Source organism: Pseudomonas sp. (assembly GCF_049301935.1).
GTDB lineage: Bacteria > Pseudomonadota > Gammaproteobacteria > Pseudomonadales > Pseudomonadaceae > Aquipseudomonas.
This window is the reverse complement of sequence record NZ_JBAQLP010000132.1, coordinates 1-16,466: the sequence shown is the minus strand read 5'-3', so window position 1 is coordinate 16,466 and position 16,466 is coordinate 1. Positions and strand designations below refer to the sequence as shown.

Sequence of the window (16,466 nt, the reverse complement as noted above, 5' to 3'; positions counted from 1 at the left end):
ATGGCGCCATCGCGACGCGCGGTGATGTTCAGTGAATCTGAGAGAGAGTGGATGTGAGCAAGCGAGCCTTTAACTTCTGCGCCGGCCCGGCCGCGCTTCCTGAAGCTGTTCTGCAACGCGCCCAGGCGGAGCTCCTCGATTGGCAGGGTAAAGGCCTGTCGGTCATGGAGATGAGCCATCGCAGCGAGGAATACACCGCCATCGCAGAAAAGGCCGAGCAGGATTTGCGCGACCTGATGGAAATTCCGTCCGACTACAAGGTGCTGTTTCTGCAGGGTGGCGCCAGCCAGCAGTTCGCTGAAATCCCGCTCAACCTGCTGCCGGAAGACGGCGTTGCCGACTATATCGACACCGGTATCTGGTCGAAGAAAAGCATTGAAGAAGCCAGCCGCTACGGCCACATCAATGTCGCCGCCAGCGCCAAGGCCTACGACTATTTCGCCATACCTGGGCAGAACGAGTGGCAGCTGTCGAAAGACGCCGCCTACCTGCACTACGCCAGCAACGAAACCATCGGTGGTCTGCAGTTCGACTGGATTCCCGAAGTCGGTGATGTGCCGCTGGTGGCGGATATGTCCTCCGACATTCTCTCGCGCCCGATCGATGTATCGAAGTTCGGCCTGATCTATGCCGGCGCGCAGAAGAACATCGGCCCCAGCGGTCTGGTGGTGACCATCGTGCGTGAAGACCTGCTCGGCCGTGCCCGCAGCGTCTGCCCGACCATGCTCAATTACAAGGTCGCTGCCGATAACGGCTCGATGTACAACACCCCGGCGACCTTCTCCTGGTACCTCTCGGGCCTGGTGTTCGAGTGGCTGAAAGAGCAGGGCGGGGTGGCCGCCATGGAGCGGATCAACCGCGCCAAGAAAGACCTGCTGTACAAGGCCATCGACACCAGCGATTTCTACAGCAACCCGATTGCCCATAACGCCCGTTCCTGGATGAACGTGCCGTTCCGCCTGGCTGACGAGAAGCTGGACAAGGCCTTCCTCGCCGGTGCCGACGCGCGCGGCCTGCTCAACCTGAAAGGCCACCGCTCGGTCGGCGGCATGCGTGCCTCCATCTATAACGCCGTGGGCCTGGATGCCGTCGAGGCGTTGGTGGCTTATATGGCCGAGTTCGAGAAGGAGCACGGCTGATGACCGATCCAATTTCCGAGCAGGAACTGCAGGCCCTGCGCCTGCGCATCGACAGCCTCGATGAAAAGATTCTCGCACTGATCAGTGATCGCGCCAGCTGCGCCGAAGAAGTCGCGCGGGTGAAGATGAAGGCTCTGCCGGAAGGCGAGAAGCCGGTGTTCTACCGCCCGGAACGCGAAGCCCAGGTGCTTAAGCGCATCATGGAACGCAACCAGGGGCCGCTGGGTAACGAGGAAATGGCGCGGCTGTTCCGTGAAATCATGTCCTCCTGCCTGGCCCTGGAAAACCCGCTCAAGGTCGCCTACCTCGGCCCGGAAGGTACTTTCTCCCAGGCGGCGGCGATGAAGCACTTCGGTCACGCGGTGATCAGTGTGCCGATGGCGGCTATCGATGAAGTGTTCCGCGAAGTGGCTGCCGGTGCGGTGAACTTTGGCGTGGTCCCGGTGGAAAACTCCACCGAGGGCGCGATCAACCACACCCTCGACAGCTTCCTCGAACATGACATGGTCATCTGTGGTGAAGTCGAGCTGCGTATTCACCACCACCTGCTGGTCGGTGAAACTACCAAGACCGACAAGATCACCCGCATCTACTCCCATGCCCAGTCCCTGGCCCAGTGCCGCAAGTGGCTGGATGCGCATTACCCGAATGTCGAGCGCGTGGCGGTGTCGAGCAACGCCGATGCAGCCAAGCGGGTGAAAAGCGAGTGGAACAGTGCGGCGATTGCCGGCGATATGGCGGCCAGCCTGTATGGCCTGACCAAGCTGGCCGAGAAGATCGAAGACCGTCCGGACAACTCCACGCGCTTCCTGATCATCGGCAGCCAGGAAGTGCCGCCCACCGGCGACGACAAGACCTCGATCATCGTCTCCATGCGCAACAAGCCGGGCGCGTTGCACGAGCTGTTGGTGCCGTTCCACAACAACGGCATCGACCTGACCCGCATCGAAACCCGCCCGTCGCGCAGCGGCAAGTGGACCTACGTGTTCTTTATCGACTTCGTGGGGCACCATCGTGACCCGCTGATCAAGGACGTGCTGGAAAAGATCAATCAGGAAGCCGTGGCGCTCAAGGTGCTGGGCTCCTACCCCAAAGCGGTACTTTAAAACTGCTGCGGCACGCCTCAGGTCTCAAGCTACACGCGCATCGACGCCGGGCTGTACTTGAGGCTTGCGGCTTTAAGCGTGAGGCTTTGCTATGACCGATTTCCTCGCCCTGGCCCAGCCAGGCGTACAGCAGCTGTCGCCCTATGTGCCGGGCAAACCGGTGGATGAGCTGGCCCGTGAGCTGGATCTGGACCCGGCCAGCATCGTCAAGCTGGCCAGCAACGAGAATCCGCTAGGCCCCGGCGCCAAGGCGCTGGAAGCGATTCGCAGCGAGTTGAATGATCTGACCCGTTACCCTGATGGCAATGGCTTCGAGCTGAAAAGCCGTCTGGCCGAGCGCTGCGGCGTGCAGCTCAGCCAGGTCACCCTGGGCAACGGTTCCAACGATATTCTCGATCTGGTTGCTCGTGCCTATCTGGCTCCCGGCCTTAATGCGGTGTTCAGCCAGTATGCCTTTGCCGTTTACCCCATTTCGACCCAGGCAGTAGGTGCCCAGGGCAAGGTGGTGCCGGCCAAGGATCATGGCCACGACCTGGAAGCCATGCTGGCCGCCATCGACGCCAATACCCGTGTGGTATTTATCGCCAACCCGAACAACCCGACCGGTACCTGGTTCGGCCCTGACGCGCTGGAGCGCTTTCTCGCGCGCGTGCCTAGCAATGTGCTGGTGGTGCTGGATGAAGCCTATATCGAATACGCCGAAGGCGATAAGTTGCCGGACGGTTTGGCGTATTTGGCCAGGTATGAAAATCTGCTGGTCTCGCGCACTTTCTCCAAGGCCTATGGCCTGGCGGCGCTGCGCGTCGGTTACGCCATAAGCTCGGCGCAGATCGCCGATGTGCTCAATCGTGTGCGTCAGCCATTCAACGTCAACAGCCTGGCCCTGGCCGCGGCCTGTGCGGCACTGGATGATGCCGATTACCTGGCGCAAAGCCGTCAGCTCAATGATGCCGGCATGGCGCAGCTGGAAGCAGGCTTGCGCGAGTTGGGTCTGAGCTGGATACCCTCGAAAGGCAACTTTATTGCCGTCGACTTTGGCCGAGATACCGCCGCGATCAACCAGGCGCTGCTGCGCGCAGGCGTTATCGTACGGCCGGTAGCCGGTTACGGCATGCCGAACTTCCTGCGCGTATCGATTGGCCTGCCGGCTGAGAATGCGCGCTTTCTTGAGGCTCTGGCCAAGGTGCTGAGCGCGTGAGTGAGGCCAAATCTGCTGTCACTCGGGTGCAACCTGTTGCCCCTAAGCTCGGCCGCCTGGTGGTTATCGGCCTGGGTCTGATTGGCGGCTCCTTCGCCAAGGGCTTGCGTGAACGCGGCCTGTTTCGCGAAGTGATAGGTGTCGATCTCGATCCCGAGTCGCGGCGGCTGGCGGTTGAGCTGGGTGTGGTCGACCGCTGCGAGGTCGATCTGGCTGCCGCCTGTCAGGGGGCCGCTATTATCCAGCTGGCGGTGCCTATCCTGGCCATGGAGAAACTGCTGACCGAGCTGGCCAAGCTGGATCTGGGCGATGCGGTCCTCACCGACGTCGGCAGTGCCAAAGGCAATGTGCTGCGTGCTGCGCGCCTGGCCTTTACCGGCAAGGCGGTGCGCTTTGTCCCCGGCCATCCGATTGCCGGCTCCGAGCAGAGCGGGGTGGAAGCATCCAATGCGCAGCTGTTCCGCCGCCATAAGGTGATTCTCACCCCCTGCGAGCACAGCGATGAGGCGGCTTTGGCGCTGGTCGACGTCCTGTGGCGCGAGCTGGGGGCGGATGTGGAACATATGGAGGTCGAGCATCACGATCAGGTGCTGGCTGCGACCAGCCACCTGCCGCATTTGCTGGCTTTCACCCTGGTCGACTCGCTGGCCAAGCGCAGTGAGAACCTGGAGATCTTTCGTTACGCCGCCGGCGGTTTCCGCGACTTCACGCGAATTGCCGGCAGTGATCCGGTCATGTGGCACGACATCTTCCTCGCCAACCGCGAGGCGGTGCTGCGCACGCTGGATGTATTTCGCGACGACCTCGACGCCTTGCGCGACGCGGTTGACGCAGGGGATGGGCATCAGTTGCTGGGCGTATTCACCCGCGCCCGCGTGGCCCGTGAGCATTTCGGCAAAATTCTGGCCCGCAGGGCCTATGTGGACGCTATGCACTCGAATGATCTGGTTTTTCTGGCTAACCCTGGCGGCAAACTCTCCGGGCGTATTCGCGTTCCGGGCGACAAGTCCATCTCCCACCGTTCGATCATGCTCGGCTCGTTGGCTGAAGGCACTACGCACGTCGAAGGCTTCCTGGAAGGTGAAGACGCCCTGGCAACGCTGCAGGCGTTCCGCGATATGGGCGTGGTCATCGAAGGCCCACACCATGGCCGCGTGACCATTCACGGGGTGGGTCTGCATGGCCTGAAAGCGCCGGCTGGCCCGCTGTATATGGGCAATTCGGGTACCTCGATGCGTCTGCTCTCCGGTTTGTTGGCCGCGCAACCCTTCGACACTACGCTGACCGGCGACGCTTCGCTGTCCAAGCGGCCGATGAACCGTGTCGCCAAGCCGCTGCGGGAAATGGGCGCGGTGATCGAAACCGGCCCGGATGGTCGTCCGCCGCTGAATATCAAAGGCGGCCAGCGCCTGACCGGCATGGACTACGAAATGCCCATGGCCAGCGCTCAGGTGAAATCCTGCCTGCTGCTGGCCGGCCTCTACGCCGCAGGTCGTACCTCGGTGACCGAACCGGCGCCAACCCGTGACCACACCGAACGTATGCTGCGCGGCTTCGGTTATCCGGTCACGGTGGATGGCAGCACGGCGAGCGTCGAGTCGGGGCACAAGCTGACCGCGACCCATGTCGAAGTGCCGGCGGATATCTCCTCGGCGGCATTCTTCCTGGTCGCCGGCAGTATTGCCGAAGACTCGGAACTGGTGCTGGAGCATGTCGGGATCAACCCGACCCGTACCGGCGTCATCGATATCCTCAAGCTGATGGGCGGCGACATTACGCTGGAAAACCAGCGCGAAGTCGGCGGCGAAACCGTGGCTGATATTCGCGTGCGCAGCGCCAAGCTGAAAGGCATCGACATTCCGGAAGACCTGGTGCCGCTGGCCATCGACGAGTTCCCGGTGTTGTTCGTTGCTGCTTCGGTGGCCGAAGGTCGCACCGTGCTACGTGGCGCCGAAGAGCTGCGGGTCAAGGAGTCCGACCGGATTCAGGTGATGGCCGATGGTTTGCTCGCCCTGGGCGTCAAGGCCGAGCCAACGCCGGACGGCATCATTATTGAAGGTGGCAGCATCGGCGGCGGTGAAGTCTGGGCGCATGGCGATCACCGCATTGCCATGTCATTCAGCGTCGCCTCGTTGCGTGCCACGGCGCCAATCCGCATCCATGATTGCGCCAACGTCGCCACCTCGTTCCCCAACTTCCTCGCGCTGTCGGCCCAGATCGGCATCCGTGTGGCCGAGGAGGGCAAGGCATGATCGTCGCACCGGTTATCACCATCGACGGCCCGAGCGGCTCAGGCAAGGGCACTATTGCTGGCCTGCTGGCCAAACAACTGGGCTGGAATCTGCTGGACTCGGGCGCGCTGTATCGTCTGCTGGCGTTTGCCGCCGGTAATCACGGGGTTGATCTGACCAATGAAGAGGCGATGAAGCTGCTTGCCGCTCATCTGGATGTGCAGTTTATTGCTGCCGGTGATGGCCATGGTCAGCGCATCATTCTCGAAGGTGAAGAAGTCACTGATCTGATTCGTAATGAGCAGGTCGGTGCTGGTGCTTCGCAGGTGGCCTCGCTGTCTGCCGTGCGTGAAGCGCTGCTGCAGCGTCAGCAGGCCTTTCAGGAAATGCCGGGGTTGGTCGCCGATGGTCGCGACATGGGCACCGTGGTATTTCCCGATGCGCCGCTGAAGGTGTTCCTCACCGCCAGCGCCGAGGAGCGTGCCCGTCGCCGCTACTTGCAGTTGAAGGCCAAGGGCGATGATGTTAATCTCGCGAGTCTTCTTGATGAGATTCAGGCGCGCGATGAGCGCGATACCCAGCGTGCAGTGGCCCCGCTCAAGCCGGCAGCCGATGCGATCCAGCTGGATTCAACCGAACTCTCCATCGAACAAGTGCTTGAACGAATTCTGAGTGAAGTCGCCAATCGCGATCTCGCCGGATGATAAGAGCTACAGCTGCTTAAGCTGACCGGCTCGCAAGGAGGCGCACGGGAATCCAGTCCTCGTCCCGTTTGCCTCTTTTTATATGAACGTACCCACATTGTCTGGAATGTGGTTTGGGCGGATTCCCTGCCCTGAATCAACAGGAATTAAAATGAGCGAAAGCTTTGCTGAACTGTTTGAAGAAAGCCTAAAAACCCTGAACCTTCAGGCTGGCTCGATCATCACCGCTATCATCGTCGACATCGATTACCAAGCTGGTTGGGTAACCGTTCACGCTGGTTTGAAGTCGGAAGGCCTCATCCCGCTGGAACAGTTCCACAACGACGCTGGCGAGCTGACCATCAAGGTCGGTGACGAAGTTCACGTTGCCCTGGACGCGGTTGAAGATGGCTTTGGTGAAACCAAGCTGTCCCGCGAAAAAGCCAAACGTGCCGAGTGCTGGATCGTTCTGGAAGCAGCTTTCGCCGCTGAGGAAGTGGTTACGGGCGTTATCAACGGTAAGGTTAAGGGCGGCTTCACTGTCGACGTTAACGGCATCCGTGCGTTCCTCCCAGGTTCCTTGGTCGATGTCCGTCCGGTGCGTGATACCACCCACCTGGAAGGCAAAGAGCTCGAATTCAAAGTCATCAAGCTGGACCAGAAGCGCAACAACGTTGTCGTTTCCCGCCGCAGCGTGCTGGAAGCCGAGAACAGCGCCGAGCGCGAAGCTCTGCTGGAATCCCTGCAGGAAGGTCAGCAAGTCAAAGGTATCGTCAAGAACCTCACCGACTACGGCGCGTTCGTGGATCTGGGTGGCGTCGACGGCCTGCTGCACATCACCGACATGGCTTGGAAGCGCATCAAGCATCCGTCGGAAATCGTCAACGTTGGCGATGAAATCGACGTCAAGATCCTCAAGTACGATCGCGAGCGCAACCGTGTTTCCCTCGGCCTCAAGCAGCTGGGCGAAGATCCATGGGTTGCCATCAAGGCGCGTTACCCGCAGGACACCCGTGTTACTGCGCGCGTAACCAACCTGACCGACTACGGCTGCTTCGCAGAGCTGGAAGAAGGCGTGGAAGGCCTGGTGCACGTATCCGAAATGGATTGGACCAACAAGAACATCCACCCGTCCAAAGTCGTTAACGTCGGCGACGAAGTGGAAGTTATGGTTCTGGATATCGACGAAGAGCGTCGTCGTATCTCCCTGGGTATCAAGCAGTGCAAAACTAACCCGTGGGAAGATTTCTCCGGTCAGTTCAACAAGGGCGACAAAATCTCCGGCACCATCAAGTCGATCACCGATTTCGGTATCTTCATTGGTCTGGATGGCGGCATCGACGGCCTCGTTCACCTGTCCGACATCTCCTGGAACGAAGTAGGCGAAGAAGCTGTACGCCGCTTCAAGAAGGGCGACGAGCTGGAAACCGTGATCCTCTCCGTTGATCCGGAGCGTGAGCGCATTTCCCTCGGCATCAAGCAGCTGGAAGAAGATCCGTTCTCCGACTACGTTGCTGTTAACGATAAGGGCACCATCGTGCGCGGCATCGTTAAAGAAGTTGACGCCAAAGGTGCCATCATCACCCTGGCCGATGGCATCGAAGCCACTCTGAAAGCCTCCGAAATCAGTCGTGACCGCGTTGAAGACGCGCGCAACGTTCTGAAAGAAGGCGAAGAAGTCGAAGCCAAGATCATCAGCGTCGACCGTAAGAGCCGCGTAATCAGCTTGTCGGTCAAGTCGAAAGACGTTGAAGACGAAAAAGAAGCCATCAAAGAAATGCGCAAGCAGGAAGTTGAAACTGCGGGTCCAACCACCCTTGGTGATCTGCTCCGCGCACAAATGGAAAAACAGAACTAAGTTCGGTTAATCCATAGAAAAAGGGCGACTTCGGTCGCCCTTTTTTGTACCTGAAAATCGCTAAGGTGTTGTTTTATAGGCTGTTCAAATCTGGCGAGGCGTGCTAAAACCTCTTTATCTAGTGATCTAGCCGCTTGAAAAAGAAGGGAAAACCATGACCAAGTCGGAGTTGATCGAGCGCATCGTTACCCATCAAGGGCAGCTCTCGTCCAAGGATGTTGAGTTGGCGATCAAAACCATGCTGGAGCAGATGTCGCAGGCATTATCGACTGGGGATCGGATCGAGATCCGCGGTTTCGGCAGCTTCTCACTGCACTACCGCGCGCCACGCGTGGGGCGTAACCCCAAGACGGGCGATTCGGTACGCCTGGATGGCAAGTTTGTGCCGCACTTCAAGCCCGGCAAGGAGCTGCGCGACCGGGTGAATGAGGACGAGTAAAGCGGCAGGAGCTGCATCGGCAGATTTGCTGCGGTGCCTTCTGTCAATATCTGCTTCGCTTTAGAAAGAGGCGAATATCACAGGTTTCCGTCTATCAGCTTGCGGATGCAAAAAGTTGTCAAGACTTGTAATACCGCCAGTCACTGGCACAATGCAGCGCAATTATTGCTGACGGGACGGGTGCCCTCCATTCCTGCCATATGCTCTTGTGGTAGCGATTGAATGGATAGTTAGGCTCCTGGATAGCTCGTCGGTGCGTTAGTGGCGCTTTTATCCGAAGACGGATCTTGAACGTGAATGTTGTTTCTCCCGCAATGCAACAAACCTCCAATGATGAAATCGACCTGGTTGCGCTCTTTCAAGCACTCTGGGCGCAAAAGGTACTGATCGTTCTGGTCACGCTGCTGGTTGGTATGCTGGCATTGGCGTATGCCTTTCTCGCCACCCCTGAATATCAGGTGAAAAGCGTAGTGCGGCCTGCAGCGATCAAGGATCTCGATGCGCTGAACAGCACCGGTGTCTATGAGCTTACTCCAGAGCAGGCTATGCAGAGGATAGGTGCTAGTCTGGATTCCTATGACAGCCGGCTGGAGTTTTTTCGCGCCAATCAAGGGCTGTTCGAGGCGCTGCGTGAACCTAACCGTAGCCTGGAGCAAACCTTTGAACGCTTTAATAATGAAGCCTTCAAGATGCTCCAGCCCGACGCTAAAAAAACCGATAACCTGAGCGCCTATATCGGTATACAGCTGACTTATCCGCAGGACGTCGATGGCGTTGCCTTGCTCAATGGTCTGGTCGGCTATGTGCTTCAGCATGAGCGTGAGCGCATCGCCGATGATTTGGCGGTCATGATCCAGAATCGTCTGAATCAACTCGATTTGAAGATGGCGGCGGCCCGCGCCAGCTATGAGGCCAGTAAAGAATCCAAGATCGCTGAGTTGCAGGAGGCAGATAACCTCAAGCGCGCCGAGTTGCAAGACGAACTCAAGGCCCTGCGCCAGCAACTCAAGACACATCGCGACAATCGCATCGCTCAGCTGGATGAAGCAGCCCGTATCGCCAAGGCTCTGGATATCGTCAAGCCCACTACGCCATCTGCTTTGGGCGAGGTTGGGCGAGAGGCGCAAGGCAGCATAATCCGCACCGAGGTCAACAATCAGCAGATTCCCTTGTACTTTATGGGCAGCGAAGCGCTAGAAGCCGAGCGGGCTGCACTGCGCCAGCGCCGCTCGGATGATTTCACCGAGCCGCGTATCGCGCAAATCGCTAAAGAGCTGCAGTTGCTGGCGAATAATCGGCAGATTGAAACGCTGAAAAAGCGCGAAAACGAAGACCTTTTTCTCAAGGATTTGGCTGTCTGGCGTGAGGAGGCTGCACGTTTGCGCAACCTTCAAGTCGATGCTTCCAACCTGAAACTGGTTTCCATCGATCAGCTAGCCGTCGAGCCCTTGCGCCCGATCAAGCCCAAGAAAGCGCTGATCCTGGCGCTAGGTCTGGTGCTTGGCGGCATGCTGGGGCTGTTTATTGCCCTGATTCGCAATATGGTGCGACGCAAGCCGGACATGCTTGATTTGGGCGCGGGGGAAGCGGCTAGAGAAACTCATAGCGCATAGCTGGAAGCGTGTTATCAGTCGGCAGTCAGCAGCTTTCAGCCAAAAATCGAGCACGGAAGCGGTCGGGGCTGGCGACACAATGGTTAATGGACTAACACGGATCAATACATGGATTACCCCGATATCCTCCACCATGGTGCCAAGGACGGCGTGACCGGCTCCTGTCACCAGCTCTTGATGGACGCCCAGCACAGCCTGCTGATCGATTGCGGCCTGTTCCAGGGCGCGGAAACCTCTGCCGAGGGCAAATCTGCGGCAGATCGTCTAGCCATTGAGTTCCCGCTGGCTAGCATCAAGGCCCTGGTTGCGACCCATGTGCATATCGATCATGTTGGGCGTATTCCCTACCTGCTGGCCGCCGGCTTCAAGGGGCCGATCCTTTGCAGCGAACCCTCGGCTAAATTGCTGCCGATCGTGCTTGAGGATGCCTTCAAACTGGGCTTCAGCCGCGACCAGAAGCAGGTCGAGCGCTACCTCAAGCTGATTGAGCAGCGCCTCATCGCCTTGCCCTACAAAGCCTGGTTCAGCCTGATCGATACGCCGCAGCTCACGGCCAAAATCCGCTTGCAGCGCGCCGGGCATATCCTCGGTTCGGCCTATGTGGAAATCGATCTGCATTACCCAGCGTCCGGTGAAAAAAAGCGCATCGTCTTCTCTGGCGACCTCGGTGCGCCCCATGCGCCACTGTTGCCAGCACCCAAGCCGCCTTACCGCGCCGACATCCTGGTGATCGAAAGCACCTACGGCGACCGCCTACACGAAGACCGCCGCACCCGCCGGCAGCGCCTGGAACGCGTTATCGAACAGGCCCTGGCCAACAACGGCACCGTCCTGATCCCCGCCTTCAGCATCGGCCGTACCCAGGAACTGCTCTACGAACTGGAAGACATCATCCACCGCAAAAAACTGAATGCCGATGGAGAAGGGCGGGCTTGTTTCCCCTCTCCCTCCGGGAGAGGGGCTAGGGGTGAGGGTCAGAATGTTGTGCGGGCCCAAGATTCCTTCGTCCCCCCTGACTGGCCTACACTCCCAATCATCCTCGACTCGCCCCTGGCCAGCCGCTTTACCCAGGTGTATCGCGAGCTAAAGCCCTTCTGGGATAACGAAGCCCTGCAGCGCGTCAAGCAAGGCCGTAATCCGCTGGGCTTCGAGCAATTGCTCACCGTCGACAGCCATCAGGCCCATCTGGCCATGGTGCGTCATCTGGCGTCTACCGTACGTCCGGCCATTGTCATCGCCGGGAACGGAATGTGTAGCAGCGGTCGAATCGTCAATTACCTCAAAGCCATGCTCCATGACCCCCGGCACGACGTACTCTTCATCGGTTACCAGGCGCAAGGCACTCCCGGCCGTGCCATGCAGATGTATGGTGAGCGTGGCGGTTACGTGGATTTAGACGGAGAGCGCTATAAGATTGGCGCTAAAGTCCATACCATAGGTGGCTATTCGGCCCATGCGGACCAAAAAGGATTGGTGAATTTTGTTACGCGGATGCGAGAGTGGCCGTCAGAGGTGAGGATTGTGCATGGTGAGCCTGGCGCAAAGCATGCATTCGGCGAACGCCTGAAAGCGCTCTACAAAAAGGCTCAACGGAATCTGCAGCTGTTAATCCCTAGCGGCACTAACGATGCCTAACTGTAGGTGCCAGCCTGTGACCCGTATGGAAGCGCGTAAATGTCCGTTTTTTGTAGGAGCCAGCTTGCTGGCGATCCAACATTCCTGCGATCCAGCAGGCCGCCACCTAACCAGCGCCCGACAACACAGATAAATGTGGCCTCAACGCCCAAAAGACCTTCCTATCTATCCCACGGCTGGCTAGGCTGAAACGAATTCTGCAACCGGCTCAACCAGGCCAGTTGCAAACAGGAGTGAACTGTCGGTCTGCAGATGTTGCACCGATTTGCTTGTTACCCATATGAATCAAAGCGCCACAAATATCCTCTGCAGTGTAGATACGGCTCCGGCCTGGTATCTCGTGCATTGCAAGCCCCGCCAGGATGCGCGTGCAGAAGAGCACCTGCTGCGCCAGGGTTATACCTGCTATCGACCGCAGCATAGCTGCGAACGTATTGTGCGTGGCCGTCGGCAAACCGTCAGCGAGTCGCTATTCCCCAGTTACCTATTTATACAGCTGGCATCCGATGCCAACTGGGCACCGCTGCGCTCGACCCGTGGGGTCAGCCGCATCGTCGCTTTCGGTGGCATGCCGCTGCGGCTCGACAACAGCCTGATTGCTCATCTGCAGCAACGTACGGCGACAATCGTTAAACCAGCCCTCGAAGCAGGGGACAGCGTACGCATTACCCAAGGTGGCTTTGCCGAACTGGACGCCATCTTCGTCGCCATGGATGGCGAGCAGCGCGTGCTACTGCTGCTCAATATGCTCAACCGCCAGCAGCAGATCAGCATGCCGCTGACGAGCGTGATAAAGAACTGAATACCCTCGGCATTGGCCGAGACCAAGGCAACACCCCTGGCTACGCCAGTAAAATTTGATGATTTTGACGTTCTCAGGAAACCAACGGTAAATCCTGGGGCGGTAGCGTGTGTGAAGCAGATCTAACCTCTACCGTGCATGCATTTGTAGAGGAGCGGACGGCGTTCCGTGTCCCGTCGTGTTACTTTTGATTTTTTGGGTAGTCGTTATCCGCAATGCAAACCGCTGGGGTAGTGCCAGGTTCTGCTCCTGCCGAGTACCGTCGCTATAATTTCGGGCATTGTCCAGAAGAAATAATGCAGACCGATGTGACTTACTTAACAACAATGTGTGGTGATCGAACAGGCGTTACTAAACCATTGTTACGGTTAAAATTAACGTAAAACCTGACTTGGCTATTGTCGCTGAGTAGGTGGTGCAATCGAATAAAACATCGTTTGGAACATCTGAGCAGCTTCCGAGTCGAAGTTGTGTTTTTTTGGTTAAAAACGGCCGTTGGATGCTCTGGTCAAGGAATAGTCATAGATGAAAACCCTTTGTGTGTTTGGTACCCGTCCCGAAGCTATTAAGATGGCACCACTGGCTTTGGCGCTGGCTGCCGATGAACGTTTTGAGGCAAAAGTATGCGTGACTGGGCAGCACCGGGAAATGCTGGATCAAGTTTTGCGGCTGTTTGCCATTGAGCCGGATTTTGACCTGAATATCATGAAGCCCGGCCAGGATCTGACCGACGTAACGACCGCAATTCTCCAAGGAATGAAAAGCGTCTTCGCAGAGTTCAAGCCAGATGTGGTATTGGTTCACGGCGATACGGCCACTACGTTTGCTGCCAGCCTGGCTGCTTACTATCAGCAAATCCCTGTTGCACATGTGGAAGCAGGTCTGCGTACTGGAAATTTGTACTCACCTTGGCCAGAAGAGGCCAACCGCAAGCTGACGGGAGCCTTGGCCAATCTTCATTTCGCACCCACAGAAACTTCAAAAGCCAACTTGCTACGCGAAGGGGTCAACTCGCAGAACATAGTGGTCACTGGCAATACAGTGATCGATGCGTTGCTGGATGTGGTCAAGCGGCTCGATCAGGATGTAAGCCTTAAGGCCCAAGCTGCCGAGCCGACAGCCTTTCTTGATCCTCGGCGGAAGTTGATACTGGTTACCGGTCATCGCCGAGAAAGCTTTGGTGATGGTTTCGAACGTATCTGTCAGGCCTTGATGAAGGTCGCCCAGCAGCATCCAGAGGTGGATATCGTATATCCCGTCCACCTCAACCCCAATGTCCGCGAGCCAGTGAATCGCCTGCTAACGGGTATTAACAATATCCACCTGATTGAGCCGTTGGACTACTTGCCTTTCGTTTACCTAATGAGCCGTGCCTACATGATTCTCACCGACTCTGGTGGCATTCAAGAGGAAGCACCGTCCCTAGGTAAGCCAGTTTTAGTTATGCGAGACACTACGGAGCGCCCAGAAGCGGTAAAAGCAGGTACAGTTAAATTGGTTGGAACGCAAGTAAGTAGTTTAGTCTTAGAGATGAATGCATTACTTGCGGATTATGACGCATACCAAAAAATGAGTTTTGCTCATAACCCATACGGAGATGGTAAAGCTGCGTCACGGATATGTGATGCATTAAATGGAATTCTATAGAGGTATGTATGGGAGCTGTTTTTATTTATCCTTTATTTTTGACTCTCTTGGTTGGGTGTAGTTTTCCGCTTGCCTATTTCTTTGAGTTGGAATTAGTTTCGGTAGATGTATTTTGGTTGGTATTGTTGCATTTAGGTGGTTATTGTTTTGGGGCATTAATTTTTGGATTTTTATTTTTTAAAGTTGGGCGAGGGCCCGTGTATGGGACGAATGTCCCTATGAGATATTCTATGCATCTTGGGCTTTTTGTTGGAATTGCGCTGATTGTTTACGCCTACTATTTAATGGGTGGAGTTCCAGCTCTTTCAGAAAATGTAGAAAATGCGCGAGTGCAGATGAAGCAGGGAGTGGGTAAGTATATTATATTTGGGGTTGGGTTTATTTATGTGTCTATTTCTTATTTAAGTGTTATGTGTCTTAAAGATGGAAGTAGGCTGGCAAGGTGTTTTTTGCTACCAATGACTTGGTTGGTCGTATCTCTTCTGCTAATAGGGATAGGGTATAGGTCTCTATGTTTCTTTTTACTGGTTCATGTCGTTTTGTATTTTTTATTATGTCGTGAAAAGCTGAGATTTAAAACTTTGCTTAGTGGGAAAGTGATTGCTGGAACCCTCTTGTTGTTTTTAGTTATGTCATTATTGGGGTACGTTCGATACAAAGAAGGAACCGAAGGGTTTGGGGCGTTATCTTTCTTTTGGCCGCTAATAGTCTATGGTGGAAATATTGAATTGATTTTTGATGTTGTTGGTTGGCAAGGTTTTTCGTATGGTGAGTATTTCATGCTGGATATGATTTCCCCTGTTTTAGGTGACGGTAAGTTCACGGGGCATCATATAAAGGATATTCTCGATCTTAAATTTGATGGAGAGGGTGTAAGCATAACTATTATTGGTGAGTCCTATTTGAATTTTGGCATGCTTGGGGTTTTTTTGTTTGGTTTTTTGATTGGGGGAGTGACTTTATTGCTGTCTAAATTTGTTTTTTGTCGCGGATATATATATAGAATGTTTTTTGTGATTTTTTTAGTTTTTACGATTAGGGTTATTACATCTGGAACTGTACTTATATTTTGGTTTTATTTAGTGCCGGTCGTTTTTGCTTACTTTTTTGTATTGTTCGGTGCTTTGTTGGAGAAAAGTTTTTTGATGAATTCATGTAAGATATATTAATATGATTATAAACGTTATAATTATTTACATGCTTCGAATTTTTTTGGGGAGTTTAGTTCTTTTTTTCTTTGCAAAATATTCAAATCCGTCTGATTTTGCTATTGTAGCTTTGGCATTCACTTTAGGTGCTTTGCTTCATGTGATTCAGGATTGGGGGCTTTATTATGCTGTTGCAGAATCATGGAAGGAACGGAAGAAATTTTTCTTAAAGAGTCTCGGCTTTTTTAGGATTAGGCTATTTGTTAGCATGGGTGCAGTTGGACTGGTTGCGTTTATTTTCCTCTTGGGGTGGGTGGGACTGCTCTTCTGGCTTAGCTTTATGCTGCAGTCTATCTGTGTCTATTTCGGGTATCACTATCGGCTTTCAGGTGATCTAAATAAAGAGCGTAATGGGTTGATGTTGGCTGTTGTTTTTTTTATATTTATTTTTTTCTGTTTTGTTTATTTTGGCGCTTTATCAGTGTTGACTTTTTCTCTGGCCTTGCTTTGCTCAAGGCTGATGCAATTTCTTGTGGTTATGAGGGGCTTTCCTTTTTTGAATTGGCGTTTTCTTAATATTAGCAATGTATTTCGTGGTTCTAAAATTGATTGTTGGAAAATATTTTCAAATTATGGGTTTCCTATGCTTTGGGGGTCGTTATTTATTTTGATTGATTCTTTGGTTGTAAATTATTTTGTTTCTGGTGACTCGGCGGCTCTTTACCAATATGGTTATAGGTTTGTTTCTTTAGCAATGGTTTTTTTGGAGATTTTAGTTTTTTTATTTTATTCAAGAATGGATGTGGCTAATGCTATTTTTCGTGGAAGTAGTGGGTTGTATTTAGGTATTTGTATTATTTTTTTAATTGTTTCTTTTGTTTTCTTTGTTTATTTATATGGTTATGGTTCTTGTTTTTTATTCGGTAAAATCTATTGTCAAGCAGGGCAGTGGGGGGGGGGTATTTTT

The 16,466-nt window shown here is 54.9% G+C and carries 13 protein-coding genes; all 13 read left to right on the top strand.

The genetic code is table 11. The features are described 5' to 3' along the window. The first annotated feature begins 53 nt into the window (after positions 1–53). The gene (serC, locus tag WA145_RS17150) at positions 54–1,139 is read left to right on the top strand and encodes a 3-phosphoserine/phosphohydroxythreonine transaminase (protein ID WP_422582726.1); all 1,086 of its coding nucleotides are present in this window, start codon (positions 54–56) and stop codon (positions 1,137–1,139) included. Continuing rightward, entirely contained in the window at positions 1,139–2,245 is a 1,107-nt protein-coding gene (gene pheA / locus WA145_RS17145) for a prephenate dehydratase (protein ID WP_422582725.1), read from the top strand. Before serC ends, pheA begins: the two co-directional genes overlap by 1 nt. Before the next feature lie 91 nt (positions 2,246–2,336). Next, positions 2,337–3,443: a histidinol-phosphate transaminase gene (hisC, locus tag WA145_RS17140; protein ID WP_422582724.1), complete on the top strand. Its 1,107-nt coding sequence runs from the start codon at positions 2,337–2,339 to the stop codon at positions 3,441–3,443. Then, positions 3,440–5,695: a bifunctional prephenate dehydrogenase/3-phosphoshikimate 1-carboxyvinyltransferase gene (locus tag WA145_RS17135; RefSeq protein WP_422582723.1), complete on the top strand. Its 2,256-nt coding sequence runs from the start codon at positions 3,440–3,442 to the stop codon at positions 5,693–5,695. The genes hisC and WA145_RS17135 overlap by 4 nt, the downstream gene beginning before the upstream one ends. Further along, positions 5,692–6,378 (top strand): (d)CMP kinase, encoded by a 687-nt coding sequence (cmk, locus tag WA145_RS17130; RefSeq protein WP_275961339.1) that lies wholly within the window; start codon positions 5,692–5,694, stop codon positions 6,376–6,378. The genes WA145_RS17135 and cmk overlap by 4 nt, the downstream gene beginning before the upstream one ends. A gap of 151 nt (positions 6,379–6,529) precedes the next feature. Beyond that, positions 6,530–8,215 (top strand): 30S ribosomal protein S1, encoded by a 1,686-nt coding sequence (gene rpsA, locus WA145_RS17125; protein WP_160015557.1) that lies wholly within the window; start codon positions 6,530–6,532, stop codon positions 8,213–8,215. Between the two features lie 154 nt (positions 8,216–8,369). After that, positions 8,370–8,654, top strand: coding sequence for an integration host factor subunit beta (gene ihfB / locus WA145_RS17120; RefSeq protein ID WP_090387490.1), 285 nt, complete (start codon positions 8,370–8,372; stop codon positions 8,652–8,654). A gap of 293 nt (positions 8,655–8,947) precedes the next feature. Then, positions 8,948–10,267 carry a Wzz/FepE/Etk N-terminal domain-containing protein gene (locus WA145_RS17115; RefSeq protein WP_422582722.1) on the top strand — a complete coding sequence of 440 codons (1,320 nt, stop codon included), beginning with the start codon at positions 8,948–8,950 and terminating at the stop codon, positions 10,265–10,267. Between the two features lie 108 nt (positions 10,268–10,375). Next, complete coding sequence (locus tag WA145_RS17110) at positions 10,376–11,902, top strand: MBL fold metallo-hydrolase RNA specificity domain-containing protein (RefSeq protein WP_422582721.1); 1,527 nt, start codon at positions 10,376–10,378, stop codon at positions 11,900–11,902. A gap of 280 nt (positions 11,903–12,182) precedes the next feature. Next, on the top strand, positions 12,183–12,704 hold the full coding sequence (rfaH, locus tag WA145_RS17105; protein WP_422582720.1) for a transcription/translation regulatory transformer protein RfaH: 522 nt from the start codon (positions 12,183–12,185) through the stop codon (positions 12,702–12,704). A gap of 525 nt (positions 12,705–13,229) precedes the next feature. After that, positions 13,230–14,351: a non-hydrolyzing UDP-N-acetylglucosamine 2-epimerase gene (wecB, locus tag WA145_RS17100; RefSeq protein ID WP_422582719.1), complete on the top strand. Its 1,122-nt coding sequence runs from the start codon at positions 13,230–13,232 to the stop codon at positions 14,349–14,351. 8 nt (positions 14,352–14,359) lie between these two features. Further along, on the top strand, positions 14,360–15,520 hold the full coding sequence (locus tag WA145_RS17095; RefSeq protein ID WP_422582718.1) for an O-antigen polymerase: 1,161 nt from the start codon (positions 14,360–14,362) through the stop codon (positions 15,518–15,520). A 1-nt stretch (position 15,521) separates the two neighbouring features. Next, positions 15,522–16,466 (top strand): hypothetical protein (locus WA145_RS17090; protein WP_422582717.1); only part of this gene is annotated, 945 nt, incomplete at its 3' end.